The 17194-nt window shown below is 62.8% G+C and carries 21 protein-coding genes and 1 tRNA gene; 3 read left to right on the top strand and 19 right to left on the bottom strand.

What is annotated here, in order from left to right:
- Window positions 1-380: 380 nt before the first annotated feature.
- From nadA to aspS, 17 genes are all read right to left on the bottom strand, one after another.
- Complete coding sequence (gene nadA, locus DBO85_RS18695; RefSeq protein ID WP_108109306.1) at window positions 381-1439, bottom strand: quinolinate synthase NadA; 1059 nt, start codon at window positions 1437-1439, stop codon at window positions 381-383.
- A 169-nt stretch (window positions 1440-1608) separates the two neighbouring features.
- Window positions 1609-1684: transfer RNA gene (locus DBO85_RS18690), tRNA-Lys, on the bottom strand.
- Window positions 1685-1744: 60 nt separating this feature from the next.
- Entirely contained in the window at window positions 1745-2419 is a 675-nt protein-coding gene (gene queC, locus DBO85_RS18685; RefSeq protein WP_108109304.1) for a 7-cyano-7-deazaguanine synthase QueC, read from the bottom strand.
- A gap of 14 nt (window positions 2420-2433) precedes the next feature.
- A complete protein-coding gene (gene queE / locus DBO85_RS18680) occupies window positions 2434-3096 on the bottom strand; it encodes a 7-carboxy-7-deazaguanine synthase QueE (RefSeq protein ID WP_177429805.1) in 663 nt (220 codons plus the stop codon).
- 204 nt (window positions 3097-3300) lie between these two features.
- Window positions 3301-4083, bottom strand: coding sequence for a tol-pal system protein YbgF (gene ybgF, locus DBO85_RS18675; protein WP_108109300.1), 783 nt, complete (start codon window positions 4081-4083; stop codon window positions 3301-3303).
- Window positions 4084-4089: 6 nt separating this feature from the next.
- On the bottom strand, window positions 4090-4590 hold the full coding sequence (gene pal, locus DBO85_RS18670) for a peptidoglycan-associated lipoprotein Pal (RefSeq protein WP_108109298.1): 501 nt from the start codon (window positions 4588-4590) through the stop codon (window positions 4090-4092).
- 55 nt (window positions 4591-4645) lie between these two features.
- On the bottom strand, window positions 4646-5905 hold the full coding sequence (gene tolB, locus DBO85_RS18665; protein ID WP_407681492.1) for a Tol-Pal system beta propeller repeat protein TolB: 1260 nt from the start codon (window positions 5903-5905) through the stop codon (window positions 4646-4648).
- A gap of 38 nt (window positions 5906-5943) precedes the next feature.
- A complete protein-coding gene (tolA, locus tag DBO85_RS18660; protein WP_108109294.1) occupies window positions 5944-6870 on the bottom strand; it encodes a cell envelope integrity protein TolA in 927 nt (308 codons plus the stop codon).
- Complete coding sequence (tolR, locus tag DBO85_RS18655; protein ID WP_108109292.1) at window positions 6870-7328, bottom strand: protein TolR; 459 nt, start codon at window positions 7326-7328, stop codon at window positions 6870-6872. The genes tolA and tolR overlap by 1 nt, the downstream gene beginning before the upstream one ends.
- Window positions 7329-7338: 10 nt before the next feature.
- Window positions 7339-8034 carry a protein TolQ gene (gene tolQ, locus DBO85_RS18650; protein WP_108109290.1) on the bottom strand — a complete coding sequence of 232 codons (696 nt, stop codon included), beginning with the start codon at window positions 8032-8034 and terminating at the stop codon, window positions 7339-7341.
- Window positions 8035-8036: 2 nt separating this feature from the next.
- Entirely contained in the window at window positions 8037-8465 is a 429-nt protein-coding gene (gene ybgC / locus DBO85_RS18645; RefSeq protein ID WP_108109288.1) for a tol-pal system-associated acyl-CoA thioesterase, read from the bottom strand.
- Between the two features lie 49 nt (window positions 8466-8514).
- Window positions 8515-9570 carry a Holliday junction branch migration DNA helicase RuvB gene (ruvB, locus tag DBO85_RS18640; RefSeq protein ID WP_108109286.1) on the bottom strand — a complete coding sequence of 352 codons (1056 nt, stop codon included), beginning with the start codon at window positions 9568-9570 and terminating at the stop codon, window positions 8515-8517.
- A 17-nt stretch (window positions 9571-9587) separates the two neighbouring features.
- A complete protein-coding gene (gene ruvA, locus DBO85_RS18635; protein WP_108109284.1) occupies window positions 9588-10193 on the bottom strand; it encodes a Holliday junction branch migration protein RuvA in 606 nt (201 codons plus the stop codon).
- Window positions 10194-10248: 55 nt separating this feature from the next.
- Window positions 10249-10773: a crossover junction endodeoxyribonuclease RuvC gene (gene ruvC / locus DBO85_RS18630; RefSeq protein WP_108109282.1), complete on the bottom strand. Its 525-nt coding sequence runs from the start codon at window positions 10771-10773 to the stop codon at window positions 10249-10251.
- A 152-nt stretch (window positions 10774-10925) separates the two neighbouring features.
- Window positions 10926-11675, bottom strand: a complete 750-nt coding sequence (locus DBO85_RS18625; protein ID WP_108109280.1) for a YebC/PmpR family DNA-binding transcriptional regulator — start codon at window positions 11673-11675, stop codon at window positions 10926-10928.
- A 3-nt stretch (window positions 11676-11678) separates the two neighbouring features.
- Complete coding sequence (locus tag DBO85_RS19275; protein WP_158268911.1) at window positions 11679-11852, bottom strand: hypothetical protein; 174 nt, start codon at window positions 11850-11852, stop codon at window positions 11679-11681.
- 44 nt (window positions 11853-11896) lie between these two features.
- Window positions 11897-13672, bottom strand: a complete 1776-nt coding sequence (gene aspS, locus DBO85_RS18620; protein WP_108109278.1) for an aspartate--tRNA ligase — start codon at window positions 13670-13672, stop codon at window positions 11897-11899.
- A 332-nt stretch (window positions 13673-14004) separates the two neighbouring features.
- On the opposite strand from aspS, the gene DBO85_RS18615 reads away from it, so the two are divergent.
- The 3 genes from DBO85_RS18615 (at window position 14005) to DBO85_RS19605 (ending at window position 16482) form a co-directional block, all read left to right on the top strand.
- Window positions 14005-14475: a Dps family protein gene (locus DBO85_RS18615; RefSeq protein ID WP_108109276.1), complete on the top strand. Its 471-nt coding sequence runs from the start codon at window positions 14005-14007 to the stop codon at window positions 14473-14475.
- A gap of 145 nt (window positions 14476-14620) precedes the next feature.
- The gene (locus DBO85_RS18610) at window positions 14621-15685 is read left to right on the top strand and encodes a GGDEF domain-containing protein (protein WP_108109273.1); all 1065 of its coding nucleotides are present in this window, start codon (window positions 14621-14623) and stop codon (window positions 15683-15685) included.
- A gap of 182 nt (window positions 15686-15867) precedes the next feature.
- Window positions 15868-16482, top strand: a complete 615-nt coding sequence (locus DBO85_RS19605; protein WP_108109271.1) for a cold-shock protein — start codon at window positions 15868-15870, stop codon at window positions 16480-16482.
- Between the two features lie 14 nt (window positions 16483-16496).
- On the opposite strand, the gene DBO85_RS18600 is transcribed toward DBO85_RS19605, so the two are convergent.
- Both DBO85_RS18600 and DBO85_RS18595 read right to left on the bottom strand, forming a co-directional pair.
- The gene (locus DBO85_RS18600; protein WP_108109269.1) at window positions 16497-16706 is read right to left on the bottom strand and encodes a SlyX family protein; all 210 of its coding nucleotides are present in this window, start codon (window positions 16704-16706) and stop codon (window positions 16497-16499) included.
- On the bottom strand, window positions 16703-17134 hold the full coding sequence (locus tag DBO85_RS18595; RefSeq protein WP_108109267.1) for an HIT domain-containing protein: 432 nt from the start codon (window positions 17132-17134) through the stop codon (window positions 16703-16705). Before DBO85_RS18595 ends, DBO85_RS18600 begins: the two co-directional genes overlap by 4 nt.
- Between the last annotated feature and the right edge of the window lie 60 nt (window positions 17135-17194).

Below are 17194 nucleotides of genomic sequence, written 5' to 3'. Positions count from 1 at the left end.
GGCAGCGAGTCGCCTGGAGCAACCCTCGCCCGCCTTCGGCACCCTCTCCCGGTGGAGAGGGAAAAGCCGCGGCCCGCTCGATACCCCGCGCACTCCGTGCGGCTCTGAACGCCACACAGCATCATCGCCCCACAGCTGTCCTTCTCCCTCGGGGAGAAGGTGGCGCGCAGCGCCGGATAAAGGGTGCGTCGACGTGCAAGGAATCCGCTAAGGCCTCAGCCATTCACATATTGCGGGTCGCCGAAAACATCCCTCATCCTCGCGCCCTATTCTGGAGGGAAAAGAAAAAGGCCCGGCAGCCCGATATCTCGAGCGCATCTGGCGGTCTGCGCCGACCGGGAAGCGGCTTTCAACCGCCCCGCTCAGCAAATGGTGAAGCCTCAGGCGTTGCCGGAAAGCCTCATCCGCGCTGCCTGGGTGAAGTCGAGCATGCGCTTGAGCGGTTTTACCGCCCGCGGCACGAGCGCCGGGTCGACATGGATCTCGTTGCTACCCAGGCGCAGACTGTTGAGCACACGTTCCAGACTGTTCATCGCCATCCACGGACAGTGCGCACAACTGCGGCAGGCCGCACCGTTGCCCGCGGTCGGCGCCTCGATGAAGGTCTTGCCCGGACACAGCTGCTGCATCTTGTAGAAGATGCCGCGATCGGTGGCGACGATGAACGTCTGGTTGGGCAGTGTCTGCGCAGCCTTGATCAGCTGACTGGTCGAACCCACGGCATCGGCCAGCTCGATCACCGCTTCCGGCGACTCGGGATGCACCAGGATCGCCGCATCGGGATACAGCGCCTTCATCTCTTCCAGCTGGCGTGACTTGAACTCCTCGTGGACGATGCAGGCGCCGTCCCAGAGCAGCATGTCGGCACCGGTTTCGCGCTGGATGTAACGACCCAGGTGTTTGTCGGGTGCCCAGATGATCTTCTCGCCGTTGTCCATCAGGCTCTCGACGATTTCCAGGGCACAGCTGGAGGTGACCACCCAGTCTGCCCGCGCCTTCACCGCTGCCGAGGTGTTGGCATAGACCACCACGGTGCGCTCGGGATGCTGATCGCAGAACGCCGAGAACTCATCCACCGGGCAGCCCAGGTCCAGCGAACAGGTCGCCTCGAGCGTCGGCATCAGGACGCGCTTTTCCGGGTTGAGGATCTTGGCTGTCTCGCCCATGAACTTGACGCCTGCGACCAGCAGCGTCTGCGCCGGGTGCTGGCTGCCGAACCGGGCCATTTCCAGCGAGTCGGAAACGCAGCCGCCGGTTTCTTCGGCGAGCGCCTGAATCACCGGATCACAGTAGTAGTGCGCGACCAGCACGGCGTTCTGCTTCTTGAGCTCGTCGGCGATCTCGCTGCGGTAACGCGCCTCCTCCTCGGGAGAGAGTGCGCGCACCTGCTTGGCATCGAGGTGGGCCTGAACGAGAAGGCGTTCGGAAATCTGGGTCATGTCATCAGGCTCTGAATATGCTTTCAGGGCGGCGAGTATATCCGGCATCGCACAGGCTGGAGACAACTGACAGCAACGCAGGCGAGGATCGCCGAAAAACCGAAGGCAAAAAAAATCCTGAAAACCTCAGCGGTATTTCAGGATCTCTATCCTCCAGAGGAGGCTTGTATGGTGGGTCGTGTAGGATTCGAACCTACGACCAATTGGTTAAAAGCCAACTGCTCTACCAACTGAGCTAACGACCCGACGCGGGGCGCATCATACTGATTTAATTCGTAAATTCAAACAGTTTTGGGAAAGTTTTTTCAGTAATAGCTGGTCGGGTCCGCCACCCCGGCCGCAGCGAAGCCCTCCGCGCGGAAGCGGCAGCTGTCGCAGCGACCACAGGCGCGGCCCTGATCGTCCGCCTGGTAGCAGGACACCGTCAGCCCGTAGTCGACCCCAAGCGCCACCCCCGCAGCAACGATCTGCGCCTTGCTCATGCTCTGCAGCGGCGCGCGGATACGAAAGCCCTTGCCTTCGACACCTTCACGCGTGGCCAGATTGGCCATGCGCTCGAACGCTTCGATGAACTCCGGACGGCAATCCGGGTAGCCCGAATAGTCCACCGCATTCACACCAATGAAGATGTCGCGCGCGCCCAGCACTTCTGCCCAGCCCAGAGCGAGCGCCAGAAACAGCGTGTTGCGCGCCGGAACGTAGGTCACCGGGATGCCCTCGCTGGGCGATTCCGGCACAGCGATGTTGCTGTCTGTGAGCGCCGAACCGCCGATACCGTTCAGGTCCAGCCCGATCACCTTGTGCTCGCGCATGCCCAGATCCGCCGCAACACGCTCGGCAGCAAGCAGCTCGGCTCGATGCCGCTGACCGTAGTCGAAGCTCATGCTGTAACAGCTGTAGCCGTCCGCCAACGCCATGGCAGCGACCGTGGCAGAGTCCAGACCGCCAGAAAGAAGGATGACCGCCCTCTTCTCACTCATCGATGATCCTCCTCTCAATGCCCGGGCTCGTCGTTCCACAGCAGCTTGTGCAGCTGCAGCTGGAAGCGTACCGGCAGATTGTCGGCAATGATCCAGTCGGCCAGCGCTCGCGGGCTGACCTGGCCGTGACTGGGCGAGAACAGCACCTCGCCGGCGCGCTCATCGAGACGGTACTGGATCAGTTTGGAGACCGCCCAGTCGTAGTCCTCGCGCGAACAGATGACGAACTTGACCTGGTCATTACGGGTCAGCAGCTGGATGTTCTCGTAGCGATTGCGCAAGACCTCGGCCGAGCCTGGCGTTTTCAGATCAACCACACGACTGACGCGCGCATCCACCTGCGCGATATCCAGCGCGCCGCTGGTCTCCAGCGAGACCTCGTAGCCGGCATCGCACAGACGCGTCAGCAGGGCAATGCAGTTGGGCTGAGCCAGAGGCTCGCCACCGGTCACACAGACATGCCGCGGACGGTAACCGGCGACCTCGGCGCAGATCTGGTCCAGGCTGCGCAACTCGCCACCACTGAAGGCATAGGCGGTATCGCAGTACTGGCAGCGCAGCGGGCAGCCGGTGAGACGCACGAACGTCGTCGGCAGACCCGCGGTGCGTGTTTCACCCTGCAGGGAATGGAATATCTCGGTGATGCGCAGGCTCGACGAGCCCTGATCGGAACTCATGCGCGGCCTCCCCGGCGTGCGCACCGGAGACTGGTGTGACTGATCAACTGCTGCTCCTTGCGTGACGGCGAAACAGGCCATCCGCTCTCGGTGCCGAAAAAGGCCGGCAATAGTAGCGAAAACCCGGCGCCACCGACACCGGACATGCACCTGGAAAAACAAAACCCGCGCCAGGCGCGGGTTTGAATGAAGCGTCGAAGCCGTTCAGCGTTGCAGATTGCGCTGCGCGAGCTGTGCAGCCGAGGTACCGGGATACTTGGCAACGACCTCGCTCCAGATGCGCTTGGCCTTGTCGGTATTGCCCAGGCGCTGCTCCACATCAGCCAGCTTGAACAGCGCATCAGGCACTTTGGCGTGCTGCGGATAGTTCTGGGCAACCTTGGCGAAAGCCTGACCAGCGGCCTGAAGATCTCCCTCGATCAGGTTGACCTCGCCCAGCCAGTACTGTGCGTTGCCTGCGTACTGGCTGTTGGGGTACTTGCGCAGAAATGCGCTGAACGCCTGATTGGCGCGCGCAAAATCCTTGGCCTTGACCAGATCGAAGGCGGCTTCGTAATAAAGCTTTTCCTTCGCCGGATCGGCTGGCTCACCGCCACCCTGCGCGGGTGGAGTGGGTGTTGCGTTGGCGTTGATCGCGCCATCACCGGCAGCGGCGGCATTGCCGGAACCGCTCGCCACGCGTCTGTCGAGCTCCTGGTAGCGTTCCAGGCTCTCCTGCTGCAGACGCTGAATCTGATTCTGCTGCTCTTCGAGCATGCCTCGCAAAAGGGCGATTTCCTGCTGCATCTGCTGCAGCTGCATGAACAGCTCGCCCTGCGCCGAGGTCGGAGCCGAAGCCCCGCCCACGGCGTAGGTGCCGCTCGCACCGTAACTCGGGGTCGGTTGCCGGCCGTAACCGGCGCCACCTTCCACCACTTCAATCTCGGCCTGCGCCAGAAGCGGCAGGCTGAGAGCCAGTACAGTCAAAGCACGGCGGCACGTTCGCATGACGAATTACTTACGCAGTTCGACGCGACGGTTCTGAGCCCAGGACTGCTCATCGCTGCCCATGGCCACTGCACGCTCTTCGCCGTAGGAAACCAGTTCCAGTTGGCCTTGAGCAACGCCCTGCAGAACCAGGTAACGCTGAACAGCCTGTGCGCGACGCTCGCCCAGAGCCATGTTGTACTCACGGGTGCCGCGCTCGTCAGCATGGCCTTCCAGAACGACGCGAGCGCCGTTGCCTTTCAGGTCACGGGCGTGAACGTCGAGGGCGCGCATGGCTTCCGGCTTGAGGTCGGAGCTGTCGTACTCGAAGTAGAAGGTGGTGATGGCGCGCAGAGCGGCTTCTTCGCTCAGGCCGCTGTCCATACCGGCACCGGCGTTGGCGTCGTAGCCAGCGTTCGGGTCGATGGAACCGTCACCGGATTCGTCGCCGCCCTTGCTCGAGCAACCAACAGCAACTGCCATGGCCAGAGCCAGAGCGGTGAACTTGCCAAATTTCAGAATTTCCATGATTGACTCCTGATGAAACCAAGTGTTGTGTTAAAGCAGAGTTTTCCACGACCCACTAGTTCAGATAGGGAGACCAGGATGGCTCCCTGATCTCGCCCTGAGCAGTAGGTATGGGAATTCGAATGCGCCCGTTGGTAGACGCCAGGATCAGGACACCCCGACCCTGTTGACGGGTGGCGTAGATTACCATGGTGCCATTTGGCGCAACAGTGGGCGACTCATCGAGACTGGTGTCGGAGAGTATCCGCAGATTGTTGGTCACCAGATCCTGCGCGGCGATCTTGAACACGGTGAAACCATCCTGGCGATGCACCATTACCAGGGTCTTTTCATCAGCCGAGAGTTTCGGATTGGCGTTGTAGTTGCCTTTGAACGTGACCCGCTCGGCGTCACCCCCACCAATGCGCTGGCGATAGATCTGCGGCTTGCCGGCACGGTCGGAGGTGAAATACAGCGTCTGCCCGTCCTTGCCCCAGAACGGCTCGGTGTCGATGGCGTAATGATTGGTCACTCGCTGGATCTGTCGGCTGGCGACATCCATCACATAGATCTCCGGATTGCCATCGCGCGACAGGACGAAAGCCAGACGATTGCCATCCGGCGACCAGGCGGGCGCGCCATTCAGACCTTCGAAGTTGGTGACCTGCTCGCGGCGCCCGGTATCGATGTGCTGAATGAATATGCGCGGCTTGCGCTGCTCGAATGACACGTAGGCGATACGGCGGCCATCCGGCGCATAGCGCGGCGACAGGATCGGCTCGCGCGACTGCAGCAGGGTCACCGCACGGGCACCGTCATAGTCCGAGCGCTGCAGGGTGTAGCGGGTGTTGTTAGTGCCCAGGCGTTCAGCAGTGACGTAGAGCATGCGGGTAGAAAACGCACCCTTGACGCCGGTGAGCTTCTCGAACGACTGATCGGCGATGTGGTGAGCCATGTCGCGCAGCTGATCCATGCTCCCTGCGACATTGCCGGCGATGACCTGCTGCTCGGTGGCGACGTTGAACAGTGCGTACTGCACCTGCAGCCGGCCGCCTGCCGGGGTGATGCTACCGACCATCACGTACTGGGCGCCAATGGCCTTCCAGTCGCGGTAGATGATTTCACTTGCCTGGGTCGGCAGGCTGATCATGTTCTGCCGTGGGATCGGCTCGTACATGCCCGAGTTGCGCAGGTCGTTGCCGACGATCTCGGCGATGTCCTCGGGAAGCACGCTGCCGCCCTGCCAGCCGAAGGGGACGACAGCGATCGGAATGGCGCGGTCTGCACCGCTGGTAACGCGGATATTTGCTTCTTCAGCGAAAACTGGACCGGCCAGAACGCAGAGGCCGAGCAAAAATGTTCGAAAGAGTCTGATCACAACGCAAGATCCTCTGGCGTAAAGGTCATGGTGAAAGAGCGATAACGATTGAATTCCTGGGGCTTTAGCGCCTGCATCTCAGTGAGCCGGCCAATGTTGCGGACTGCAGCCACCGCTGAATTATCGAACGACACATCGCCACTTGAGCGCGCCACATTGACACCGGTGATGGTGCCATCCGGCACCATCGTGACGCGCAAGGTCACGATCATGTTGGGTCGTGCCGAGGGAGGACGGTTCCAGCCTTCGGCCGCTCGCAGACGAATCAGATCATCCAGACTTCCGGTCACACTGTCGCCAATCTCATCGCCCAGCGCCGCCTGGCGCTCGGTGGTATCGGACAACAGCTCGGCCAGCGCCTGGGCCTTCTTGTCGTCGACTGCCTTGCGCGCGGCCTCGACCTGGGCCTGTTTCTTCTTGGCTTCTTCGGCGGCCTTGCGCTTCTGCTCTTCGGCGAGCTTCTTCTTGGCGTCCTCGGCTTTCTTCTTTTCCGCCTCGGCTTTCTTCTTGTCTTCCTCGGCCTTCTTCTTGGCGATCTCCGCCTGCTTCAGTTGCTCGGCCTTCTTGGCTTCTGCCTTCGCGGCGTCGGCCTTTCGAGCTTCCTCGGCGCGCTTTTGTTCCGCCGCCTTGGCCTGCTCCTGCTTCTGCTGCTCGATCTTCTTCTGCTCGAGCTGCTCGACTTCGTACTGACGCGCAGCGGTCTTCTGCGCCTCGCCGGCGATCTTCTGGTTGGTCTGCACCGTGGCCGGGCTTTTCGACTTCAGTTCGTAGAGCGTGGCCTGGACGATCGGCCGCGCCGGTGGCAGCTCGGGCGTGAAGGCGAAGCTGACGAAGAGCATGGCGAACAGCAGCACGTGCAGGCCGACCGCCAGCACCACCGGCCAGAAATAGCTTTGCGCGGAAGAGCGCTCGGGGCTGTGCATCAGGGCGCCTCGGTAATCAGCCCGACATTGCCCACACCGGCCTGCTGCAGGCCGCCCATGACCGCCATCACCGAGCCGTAGTCGACTGCCTTGTCGCCGCGCACGAAGACCTGCACCTTCTTACCCTGGCGACTGTTCTCAGCCATGATGCCGTTGACGGCACCGACGAGCTGCTCGAGGCTGACTGCCGACTCGCTCTCCTTGCCCTGATCGACGTCGACCTCCTCGCCCATGTTCCAGTAGTAGGTCTTGTCCGCCTTGATCGAGACGGTCAGCACCCGCGAGTCGTTGTCCTGCGGCAGGACCTCGCTGGACACCTTGGGCAGGTCGACCTTGACACCCTGGTTGAGCATGGGCGCGGTCACCATGAAGATCACCAGCAGCACCAGCATGACGTCGATGTAGGGCACGACGTTCATCTCGGCAACCGGTTTGCGTTTGTTGCGGATTCTGGCCATGGCCGAAGTCTCAATCGTCCGAGGTGTGCACTTTGCGGTGCAGGATCGCCTGGAACTCATCGGCGAAGGTGTAGTAGCGCCCGATCAGCATCTCGCCGCGGGCAGAGAAGCGGTTGTAGGCAATCACCGCCGGGATCGCCGCGAACAGGCCGATGGCGGTAGCGATCAGCGCCTCGGCAATGCCGGGAGCCACGGTGGCCAGCGTCGCCTGCTGCACCTGGGCCAGGCCGCGGAAGGAGTTCATGATCCCCCAGACGGTACCGAACAGGCCGATGTAGGGACTGGTCGAGCCGACGGTCGCGAGGAACGGCAGGCTCTGCTCGAGTTTCTCTTCTTCGCGCGAGATGGCGACGCGCATGGCCCGGTTGACCGCATCCATTACCGCATCGGGATCCACGCCCGGCTGCTGGCGCAGACGCGAGAACTCCTTGAAGCCGGCGCGGAAGATCTGCTCCACACCCGAGTCCGGGTCGGGGTTGCTGCCGGCCTGACGGTAGAGCTTGGACAGATCGATCCCCGACCAGAAGCGCTCCTCGAAATTGTCCAGGCCACGCTTGGCGGCGCGCAGCAGGTTACCGCGCTGAAAGATCATGATCCAGGAAGTGACCGATGCGGCCACCAGAATCAGCATGACCAGCTGCACCACGAAGCTGGCGTTGCTGATCAGACTCCACATCGACATGTGGTCAACGGCATTGGCTTCCACGCTTACTCTCCTGCAGGGGCGGCGAAGGCTGTACGCAGCGCTTCGGGGATGGCCCTTGGTTTCAAACTGTCGGCTCGCACGCAGGCGATCAAAAACTGCCCTTCGCAGAGCAGCACATTATCCGCAGCACGCCTGATCTGTTGACGAAAGCGCAGGCTGGCACGGTTCAACTCGATTACCTCGGCGCTTATCAGAAGCTCGTCGTCGAGCCTTGCCGGGGCGTGGTAGCGCGCCTCGGCAGAGTGCACGACGAACAACAGGTTCTCCCCGGCCAGCTGCGACTGGGCAAAACCCAGTTCGCGCAGGCACTCGGTGCGAGCCCGTTCCATGAACTTGAGGTAGTTGACGTAGTAAACGATGCCGCCGGCATCGGTGTCCTCGTAATAGACACGACTGCGATGAACGAACGGCTGGGTGTTTTGCGCGCGCATACTCTAGTGCCAGCTCAGTGGGTTGCCAATCGGGGTGAACAGGTATTTTTCATGCCTGGGCGTCCGGCTCGAAGAGATCGTCCACCGGGATGTCCTGCATGCGTTTGGGGGTATTCAGGCCGAAGTGCAGATAGGCATGACGCGTCACCACCCGCCCACGCGGCGTGCGCATGATGTAGCCCTGCTGGATCAGGTAGGGCTCGAGCACATCCTCGATGGTGTGGCGCTCCTCGCTGATGGCCGCGGCCAGGCTGTCGATACCCACCGGACCGCCGTCGAACTTCTCGATCAGGGTCAGTAGCAGGCGGCGGTCGGAATGATCGAAGCCGCGCTCGTCGACATCCAGCATGTTCAGCGCGCGATCGGCAATCGAGCGGCTGATCTCACCAGTGCCACGCACCTGGGCGAAGTCGCGCACCCGGCGCAGCAGACGGTTGGCGATACGCGGCGTGCCGCGTGCGCGACGGGCGATCTCGAAGGCGCCGTCGTCCTCGATCGGCAGGCCGAGAATGCTGGCGGCGCGGCTGACGATGGTCGCCAGGTCCTCGGTGGAATAGAACTCCAGGCGCTGGACGATACCGAAGCGGTCACGCAGCGGATTGGTCAGCATTCCGGCACGGGTGGTTGCACCGACCAGGGTAAAGGGCGGCAGATCCAGCTTGATCGAGCGCGCTGCCGGGCCTTCGCCGATCATGATGTCGAGCTGGAAGTCTTCCATCGCCGGGTAGAGGATCTCCTCGACCACCGGCGAGAGACGGTGGATCTCGTCGACGAAAAGCACATCACCCGCTTCCAGGTTGGTCAGCAGCGCGGCCAGATCGCCCGGGCGCTCCAGTACCGGGCCCGAGGTGCTCTTGATCGAGACACCCATTTCCTGGGCGATGATGTTGGCCAGGGTGGTCTTGCCAAGGCCCGGCGGACCGAAGATCAGCGTGTGGTCGAGTGCTTCGCCACGGTTTCGCGCAGCCTGGATGAACAGCTCCATCTGCTCGCGCACCACCGGCTGACCGATGTACTCGGCCAGCTTCAGCGGGCGGATGGCGCGGTCCTGCTGTTCCTCGCGCTCGCGCGGCGCGGCGGCGACCAGACGGTCTGCTTCGATCATTGGCGATGGTCCATGGATCAGATCATTCCCTTCAGGGCACTGCGGATCAATTCTTCACTGGAAAGGCCTTCGCCCTTGACCGCGGCGACCGCCCTGCTCGCTTCCTGGGGTTTGTAGCCCAGCGACACCAGCGCGCTCACCGCATCATTCTCGGCGCTTGAGACTGCCTGGGCGCCGCCCGGTTCAACCGCAAGCGGCAGCATCCCCGGCACTGTCTCCCAGGCCTTGAAGCGATCCTTCAGTTCTACCAGCAGACGTTCGGCGGTCTTCTTGCCGACTCCCGGCACCTTGACCAGCGCCGAGGTGTCCTGGGCCTGTACGCAACGCACCAGCTCGTCGACCTCCAGGCCCGACATCAAGGCCAAGGCCAGCTTGGGGCCCACGCCGTTGAGCCGGATCAGCTCGCGGAACAGCTCGCGCTCGCGCTTCTCGAAGAAGCCGTAGAGCAATTGCGCGTCCTCGCGCACCACCAGATGAGTGTGCAGCAGCAGCGCCTCGCCTACCGGCGGTAGACGATATAGCGTGCTCATTGGCACTTCCAGCTCATAACCGATCCCGTTCACATCCAGAATCACATGGGGCGGCTGCTTCTCCGCCAGGGTGCCGCGCAAACGTCCGATCACAAGCCTTCCTCTTCATTCACCGGGTCCAGTGCGTGCTGCCGCGCCTCGAACGCGCCTACAGCCGCAACCTGCCGCTACGCCGTCGCGCGCCAAGCAGGCCATGCGGAATCAGGCCCTGCCGGTGGTGGGCATGGCACAGGGCGATGGCCAGGGCATCGGACGCATCGATCTGCGGCTTGCTGGTCAGCCGCAGCAACTGCATGACCATCATCTGCACCTGTTCCTTGCTTGCCGCGCCGGTACCGACCAGCGCCTGCTTGACCTGGGTAGCGGTGTATTCGCCGAACTCCAGTCCGGCTTCTGCCGCGGCAACGATAGCCGCGCCCCGTGCCTGGCCGAGCTTGAGCGCCGAGTCGGCATTGCGCGCCATGAACACCTGCTCGATGCCCATGGTCACCGGGCCGTACTGGGCAATCACCTCCGACACGCCGCGGAACACCGCCTTCAGCCGCTCATCGAGGGCACCGCTGCCGGTACGAATGCAGCCGGAGGCCACGTATTCGCACCCCCTGCCGATGTCACGCACCACGCCGTAGCCGGTGATGCGCGAACCGGGGTCGATCCCCAGGACCAGCGTCATGCCTGCCGCCTTTACTGTCTATTTATCCAGCCCGCGAGTATAGAGACCGCCCTGCGCCATGGCTACAGGCACCCGCGCCTGGTTACCAGGAAGCACAAAAAAGCCGGAGACCACCCTCTGGCAGTCTCCGGCCCCGTATCCCACAGCCGATCTCAGTCGATCTGCTCCATCAGCTCGTCGGGGATTTCAGCGTTGTGGTAGACGTTCTGCACGTCGTCCAGGTCCTCAAGCATGTCGATCAGCTTGAGTACCTTCTTCGCCGTTTCCAGATCCGCGACCGGCGCAGCGATCGACGGGATCATCGCAATGTCCGCCTCCTCGCCCTTGAAGCCGGCCGCCGCCAGCGCCTCGTTGACCGCATGGAACTCGGCAAAGCTGGTCGACACCAGTGCCGAGCCGTCCTCGTGCATTTCCACGTCGTCGGCGCCGGCTTCCAGCGCCGCCTCCATCAAGGCGTCCTCGCTGACGCCCGGGGCGAAGCTGATCTGCCCCTTGCGCTCGAACATGTAGGCGACCGAGCCGTCGGTACCCAGATTGCCACCACACTTGGTGAAGGCATGACGCACTTCGGCCGCGGTGCGATTGCGGTTGTCGGTCATGGCTTCGACGATGATCGCCACGCCGCTGGGGGCGTAGCCTTCATAGCTGAGCTCGACGACGTTGTCGGCTTCGTTGTTGCCGGCGCCGCGGGCAATCGCACGATCGATGACCTCACGCGACATGTTGTTGGTCAGCGCCTTGTCCACGGCCAGACGCAGGCGCGGGTTGTCCGCCGGGACCGGGCCGCCGTGCTTGGCGGCGACGGTCAGCTCACGAATCAGCTTGGTGAAGATCTTGCCGCGCTTGGCGTCCTGACGACCCTTGCGATGCTTGATGTTGGCCCATTTGGAATGACCAGCCATAACTCACTCCATTTCTTTCAAATCAGTTTGCGACCGGCGCCAGCCGAGATGAGAACCGTCGCGAGCGCCGGTCAGGCAAGGCAGCACCCGCTCCCGGCGGGTTGCTGCATTCACCACATCCTTGTGGATCGCGGAGAAGGAGGTGAGAAAGCGCAGCTTGCTGAAGCAAATGAGCATTTCGAACCTCTTTCCAACGCAGCATGACCAAGCGCAGCAGGTTATCACTCGGCTTTGGGTTGCTCGCGCAGACGAATATGCAGCTCACGCAGCGCCTTGTTGTCGACGATACCCGGCGCCTGGGTCATGACACAGGCCGCGCTCTGGGTTTTCGGGAAGGCGATCACTTCGCGAATCGAGCTGGCGCCGGTCATCAGCATCACCAGGCGATCCAGGCCGAAGGCCAGACCACCATGCGGCGGCGCGCCGTACTTGAGCGCGTCGAGCAGGAAGCCGAACTTCTCCTGCTGCTCTTCCTCGCTGATGCCGAGCACGCGGAACACCGTCTGCTGCATGGACTTGTCATGGATACGGATCGAGCCGCCACCCAGCTCGGTGCCATTGAGCACCATGTCGTAGGCACGCGACAGTGCCGCCGCCGGATTGGCTTCCAACTCTTGCGGGCTGCAGCTGGGCGCGGTGAACGGGTGGTGCATGGCGGTCAGGCTGCCGTCGTCGTTCTCCTCGAACATCGGGAAGTCGACCACCCACAGCGGCGCCCACTCGCAGGTCAGCAGGTTGAGGTCATGGCCCAACTTGATGCGCAAGGCGCCCAGGGCATCGCAGACCACCTTGGCCTTGTCCGCACCGAAGAACACGATGTCACCGTCCACCGCACCGACGCGATCGAGGATGGTGTTGAGGTTCGGCTCGGCGATGTTCTTGACGATCGGCGACTGCAGGCCTTCCACGCCCTTGGCGCGCTCGTTGACCTTGATGTAGGCCAGGCCCTTGGCGCCGTAGTTGCCGACGAACTTGGTGTAGTCGTCGATCTGCTTGCGCGGCATGCTCGCCCCGCCCGGCACGCGCAGTGCAGCGACGCGGCCCTTGGGGTCATTGGCAGGACCGGCGAAGACCTTGAAGTCGACGTCCTTGAGCTGGTCGGCGACATCGACCAGCTCCAGCGGAATGCGCAGGTCCGGCTTGTCCGAGCCGAAGCGACGCATGGCTTCGGCCAGGGTCATGTGCGGCAGCTCGCCGAACTCGACGTCGAGCACTTCCTTGAACAGGTTGCGGATCATGGTTTCGGTGATACCCATGATGTCTTTTTCATCGAGGAAGCTGGTCTCGATGTCGATCTGGGTGAATTCCGGCTGGCGGTCGGCGCGCAGATCCTCGTCGCGGAAGCACTTGGCGATCTGGTAGTAGCGGTCGAAGCCGGCCACCATCAGCAACTGCTTGAACAGCTGCGGCGACTGCGGCAGGGCGAAGAAGCTGCCGGCGTGGGTACGGCTGGGTACCAGGTAGTCACGCGCGCCTTCCGGAGTGGCACGGGTCAGGATCGGCGTCTCGACGTCGAGGAAGCCGTTGTCATCCAGGTAGCGACGAATGCTCGAGGTGATGCGCGAGCGCAGCTTGAGCTTGGCGGCCATCTCCGGGCGGCGCAGGTCGATGAAGCGATAGCGCAGGCGGGTTTCCTCGCCGACGTCCGAGTATTCGTCGAGCGGGAACGGCGGCGTCTCGGCCTGGTTCAGCACTTCGATTTCGTAGCCCAGCACCTCGATATCGCCACTGGCCATGTTCGGGTTGCGCGCGCCTTCCGGGCGCAGGCGCACACGGCCGGTGATCTTCACCACGTACTCGCTGCGCACGCGATCGGCGCGAGCGAAGGCTTCGGCACGATCCGGATCGAACACCACCTGAGCCAGGCCCTCACGATCACGGATATCAAGGAAGATCACCCCGCCATGGTCACGACGACGATGGACCCAACCGCAAAGAGTGATTTCCTGGCCGTCCAGGCTCGCGTTCAACTGGCCGCAATAGTGGCTGCGCATCATGATGGTCGTGTCTTCTCGTATACGGATGATTCGAAGTCGCCTGACCGCTCTCCGCTGAGAGCGCTGTCCGGCCGCGTCGGACCGCGCCCGGCACATCGCCGGGGCGGCGGCAAAGCGCGGGATTATATATGGTTGTTCCCCTCGATGCAGCCGCCGACAACGCCCGCGTATTGTCTCGAGGGGTGCAGTCTGGCTAAGCTCGGAACGCCACGAATGCGTTTAGCACGCCATTTACGCGGTTTGCCAACGCATACCGACAGAGCGTCGCTGCGCCTGCGCAGCGGCCAATCCGGTGCCGACATCCCCGTCGACGCCAGCATGAGGAGAGACAGATGGAAATCAACATCGGAATCGGCGAGCAGGATCGTGCGGCCATCGCCGAGGGCCTGTCGCGCCTGCTCGCGGACACCTACACCCTGTATCTGAAGACCCACAATTTCCACTGGAACGTCACCGGGCCGATGTTCAACACCCTGCACCTGATGTTCGAGACCCAGTACACCGAGCTGGCCCTGGCGGTTGACGCCATTGCCGAGCGCATCCGCGCCCTGGGTTTCCCCGCGCCCGGCACCTACGCCGCCTACGCCCGACTGTCGTCGATCAAGGAAGAGGAAGGCGTGCCCAGCGCGGACGAAATGATCCGTTTGCTGGTCCAGGGTCAGGAAGCCGTGGTGCGCACCGCGCGCGGGATCTTCCCGCTGCTGGACAAGGTCAGTGACGAACCCACCGCCGACCTGCTCACCCAACGCATGCAGGTCCACGAGAAGACTGCCTGGATGCTGCGCAGCCTGCTCGCCGCCTGAGTTCTACTCGCAAGTCCCGGCCGACGCCATGTCGGCCGGTCGATACGACTGTTTTGCCATCACTACGCGACCTGGCGCACACCGGCGCGTATACGCTGCGCTGGCGCTCAACTATGCTTCGCCCTTTTCAAGCGCCACCAACCGAATGAACCCGCCGAAGAAAACTCTCAACGTCCTCGAAACCTATCCCGAGGAAGTGCGCGAAGCTGCCGACCTGCTCAAGCAGGCCGTTCCCCTCATGGTGCGCCACGATATTCCACCCACGCCGGTGCACTATGCCCTCTGGTACACCTACAGCCGTGGTGGCGAGCCGGAGCTGAACCAGCGCCTGGACAAGATCGTCAAGGACTTCGACAGCTTTCCCGGCGAGGCGGCGCTCAAGCTGTTCCGCGAGTTCGTCATTCGTGGCGAGCTGGAAGAAGCCAAGGCCGGCCAGCAGCAGGTCATGGAACTGGTCGATGTGGTTGAAGACGGTGTCTCGCGCAGCGTGGCAGGCAGCCTGGAATATCAGGCGAGCCTCGCCCAGGGGCTCTCCGCTCTGCATGAGCCGGTCATCGACGACCTCCCCGGCGTACTCAACGACCTGCAGCAGAGCACCCAGCAGATGCAGGCGCAACAGGAGCAGTTCCTGCATCGCCTCAAGGCCGCGCAGAACGAGATCCAGCAACTGCGCAGCCAGCTTGAGCGCGCCCATCGTGCCGCCAACCTGGATAGCCTGACCCAGGTCTTCAACCGCCACGCCTTCACTCGCCTGCTCGAAAGTGCACTGAAACAGGAAACCAGCGGCATTGCCCTGGTCATTCTCGATATCGATCACTTCAAGCAGTTCAACGATCAGTTCGGCCACCCGCTGGGCGATCGCGTCCTGCAGCATGTCGGCCAGTTGCTGCGCGAGTTGGTGCCTCCACGGGCGATCGCCGCGCGCTATGGCGGCGAGGAGTTCTGCGTCCTGCTGCGTGACTGTCACGACCTCCCGAGCCTGCACGGCTTTGCCGAGAAACTGCGGCAGAAGATCCAGGCACTGCGGGTCAAGGTGCGCCGTACCGACCAGCTTCTGGACAGCATCAGCGCGTCCTTCGGCCTGGCCCTGGCCTGCCCGGGCGACGATTTCGAAAGCCTGGTAACGCGCGCCGACGATGCCCTCTACAAAGCCAAGAATGCGGGACGGAACCAGGTTTATCCGCCCCTGCAGGACAACCTAACCGCCTGATTTGAGAAGAACTCTTCTTTTGCTGTTAAATACCGCGCGGTGACAGCGGGAGCTTGCCCGATTTCATCGCGCCGGCCTTTTCGGGGCAGTCCACTTGCTCCGCGTCTGCGCACCCTGCCGGCATCGTCTCTGTTGCCGGCTCATCACCTTCACATTCCTTTTGATTCGCGAGTTAACCACCCATGCTGAAAATCGTTCATCTACTTGCTGGCGCTGCGGCGCTATTGATCGCTCTCGTCCCGCTGCTGGGCAGCCAGAAGGCAGCACTGCTCGACGCCAATGGTGTCGCCCTCAGCCTGATCGGTCTGATCAACCTGCTTCTGGCCACCTTCACCAACTACCAGCGCGGCATTCGCCAGCAACTGCAGGCCGGCGTGTCAGCCGTGGTGATTCTCGCTACCCTGCTGCAGGCACTGGCCGTTACCGGGCAACTGGCGACACTGGCAGGCCAGCCCACCCTGCTCTGCAGCCTGATTCTGACTCTGCTGGCGACCTTTCTTCATCTTGTCGCCAATCTGCAGCTGCCCGCTCGTCGCGCCCGGCCGGCCGTCAGCCATGCCCCGGCGCAGTTCGCCGGCAACCGCGAGACCGGCACCGTCAAGTGGTTCAACACGTCCAAAGGCTTCGGCTTCATTTCCCGCGACAGCGGCGATGACATCTTCGTGCACTTTCGCGCCATACGCGGCGAAGGCCATCGGGTACTGATCGAAGGCCAACGCGTCGAGTACACCGTGATGCAGCGCGACAAGGGCCTGCAGGCGGAAGATGTGATCGCCGCAGCACCCGCTCGCCGCTGAAACCCGAGCGCAGTTCAATAGTGCGGTGGCGGCGCCTCTTCCTGGTCCGCCCCGCCCAACTGCCCAAGAACCTCTGCCTGCCTCTTGGCCAACGCCTGCAGCTGCATTTCCAAGCGCTCGATGGCTTGCTGCTGGGCAAACACGACTTCGTTGAGGGTCTGCAGGGTGTCATCCTGGAACGCCAACCGGCTTTCCAGATCGTCGATACGTTGCTCCAGACTCATGCCTGCTGCTCCGCAAAGCTGAACTCATCACCGAGGACCATGCGCAGCTTGTCGCGGATCACCGCGATCTGATCCTCCCGATAGGCTACCGCCGGATGCCTGCCCCAAACCGGCGCCGGCCAGGCCGCATCACCGCGGCGACGCACGATCACATGCATGTGCAGCTGTGCGACCACGTTGCCCAGCGTCGCCAGATTCAGCTTGTCGGCGGCAAACAGGTCCTTGAGCTTTTCCGCCAGCGCCACGCTCTCCTGCCAAAGCAGATGCTGATCCGCAGGATCGAGCTGGAACACCTCACTGACCTCCTCGCGCCGTGGCACCAGGATGAACCAGGGATACTGCGCGTCATTCATCAGCAGCAGGCGACATAGCGGAAAGTCTCCCAGGGTCAGCGTATCTGCCGCCAGTTGCGGATCGAGTGTGAACATGGCCTTTTCTCCCGGCTTGCGCCCGCCAAGGGCGCTCAAGGCGCAAAGCCTGCCAAAATC

Origin of the sequence: Pseudomonas mangrovi, assembly GCF_003052585.1 — a bacterium.
In the GTDB taxonomy this organism is placed as follows: domain Bacteria; phylum Pseudomonadota; class Gammaproteobacteria; order Pseudomonadales; family Pseudomonadaceae; genus Aquipseudomonas; species Aquipseudomonas mangrovi.
The sequence above is the reverse complement of the archived record's forward strand: the minus strand, read 5'-3'. Positions and strand labels throughout refer to the sequence as shown.

Coding starts and splice junctions, on each gene's coding strand:
- aspS (WP_108109278.1), bottom strand. CDS start 13,672: ATGATGCGCAGCCACTATTGCGGCCAGTTGAACGCGAGCCTGGACGGC.
- DBO85_RS18615 (WP_108109276.1), top strand. CDS start 14,005: ATGGAAATCAACATCGGAATCGGCGAGCAGGATCGTGCGGCCATCGCC.
- queE (WP_177429805.1), bottom strand. CDS start 3,096: ATGAGTTCCGATCAGGGCTCGTCGAGCCTGCGCATCACCGAGATATTC.
- tolR (WP_108109292.1), bottom strand. CDS start 7,328: ATGGCCAGAATCCGCAACAAACGCAAACCGGTTGCCGAGATGAACGTC.
- ruvC (WP_108109282.1), bottom strand. CDS start 10,773: ATGACGCTGGTCCTGGGGATCGACCCCGGTTCGCGCATCACCGGCTAC.
- DBO85_RS18610 (WP_108109273.1), top strand. CDS start 14,621: ATGAACCCGCCGAAGAAAACTCTCAACGTCCTCGAAACCTATCCCGAG.
- ruvB (WP_108109286.1), bottom strand. CDS start 9,570: ATGATCGAAGCAGACCGTCTGGTCGCCGCCGCGCCGCGCGAGCGCGAG.
- ybgF (WP_108109300.1), bottom strand. CDS start 4,083: ATGCGAACGTGCCGCCGTGCTTTGACTGTACTGGCTCTCAGCCTGCCG.
- DBO85_RS19605 (WP_108109271.1), top strand. CDS start 15,868: ATGCTGAAAATCGTTCATCTACTTGCTGGCGCTGCGGCGCTATTGATC.
- DBO85_RS18625 (WP_108109280.1), bottom strand. CDS start 11,675: ATGGCTGGTCATTCCAAATGGGCCAACATCAAGCATCGCAAGGGTCGT.
- DBO85_RS18595 (WP_108109267.1), bottom strand. CDS start 17,134: ATGTTCACACTCGATCCGCAACTGGCGGCAGATACGCTGACCCTGGGA.
- nadA (WP_108109306.1), bottom strand. CDS start 1,439: ATGACCCAGATTTCCGAACGCCTTCTCGTTCAGGCCCACCTCGATGCC.
- queC (WP_108109304.1), bottom strand. CDS start 2,419: ATGAGTGAGAAGAGGGCGGTCATCCTTCTTTCTGGCGGTCTGGACTCT.
- DBO85_RS18600 (WP_108109269.1), bottom strand. CDS start 16,706: ATGAGTCTGGAGCAACGTATCGACGATCTGGAAAGCCGGTTGGCGTTC.
- pal (WP_108109298.1), bottom strand. CDS start 4,590: ATGGAAATTCTGAAATTTGGCAAGTTCACCGCTCTGGCTCTGGCCATG.
- DBO85_RS19275 (WP_158268911.1), bottom strand. CDS start 11,852: ATGCTCATTTGCTTCAGCAAGCTGCGCTTTCTCACCTCCTTCTCCGCG.
- tolA (WP_108109294.1), bottom strand. CDS start 6,870: ATGCACAGCCCCGAGCGCTCTTCCGCGCAAAGCTATTTCTGGCCGGTG.
- ybgC (WP_108109288.1), bottom strand. CDS start 8,465: ATGCGCGCGCAAAACACCCAGCCGTTCGTTCATCGCAGTCGTGTCTAT.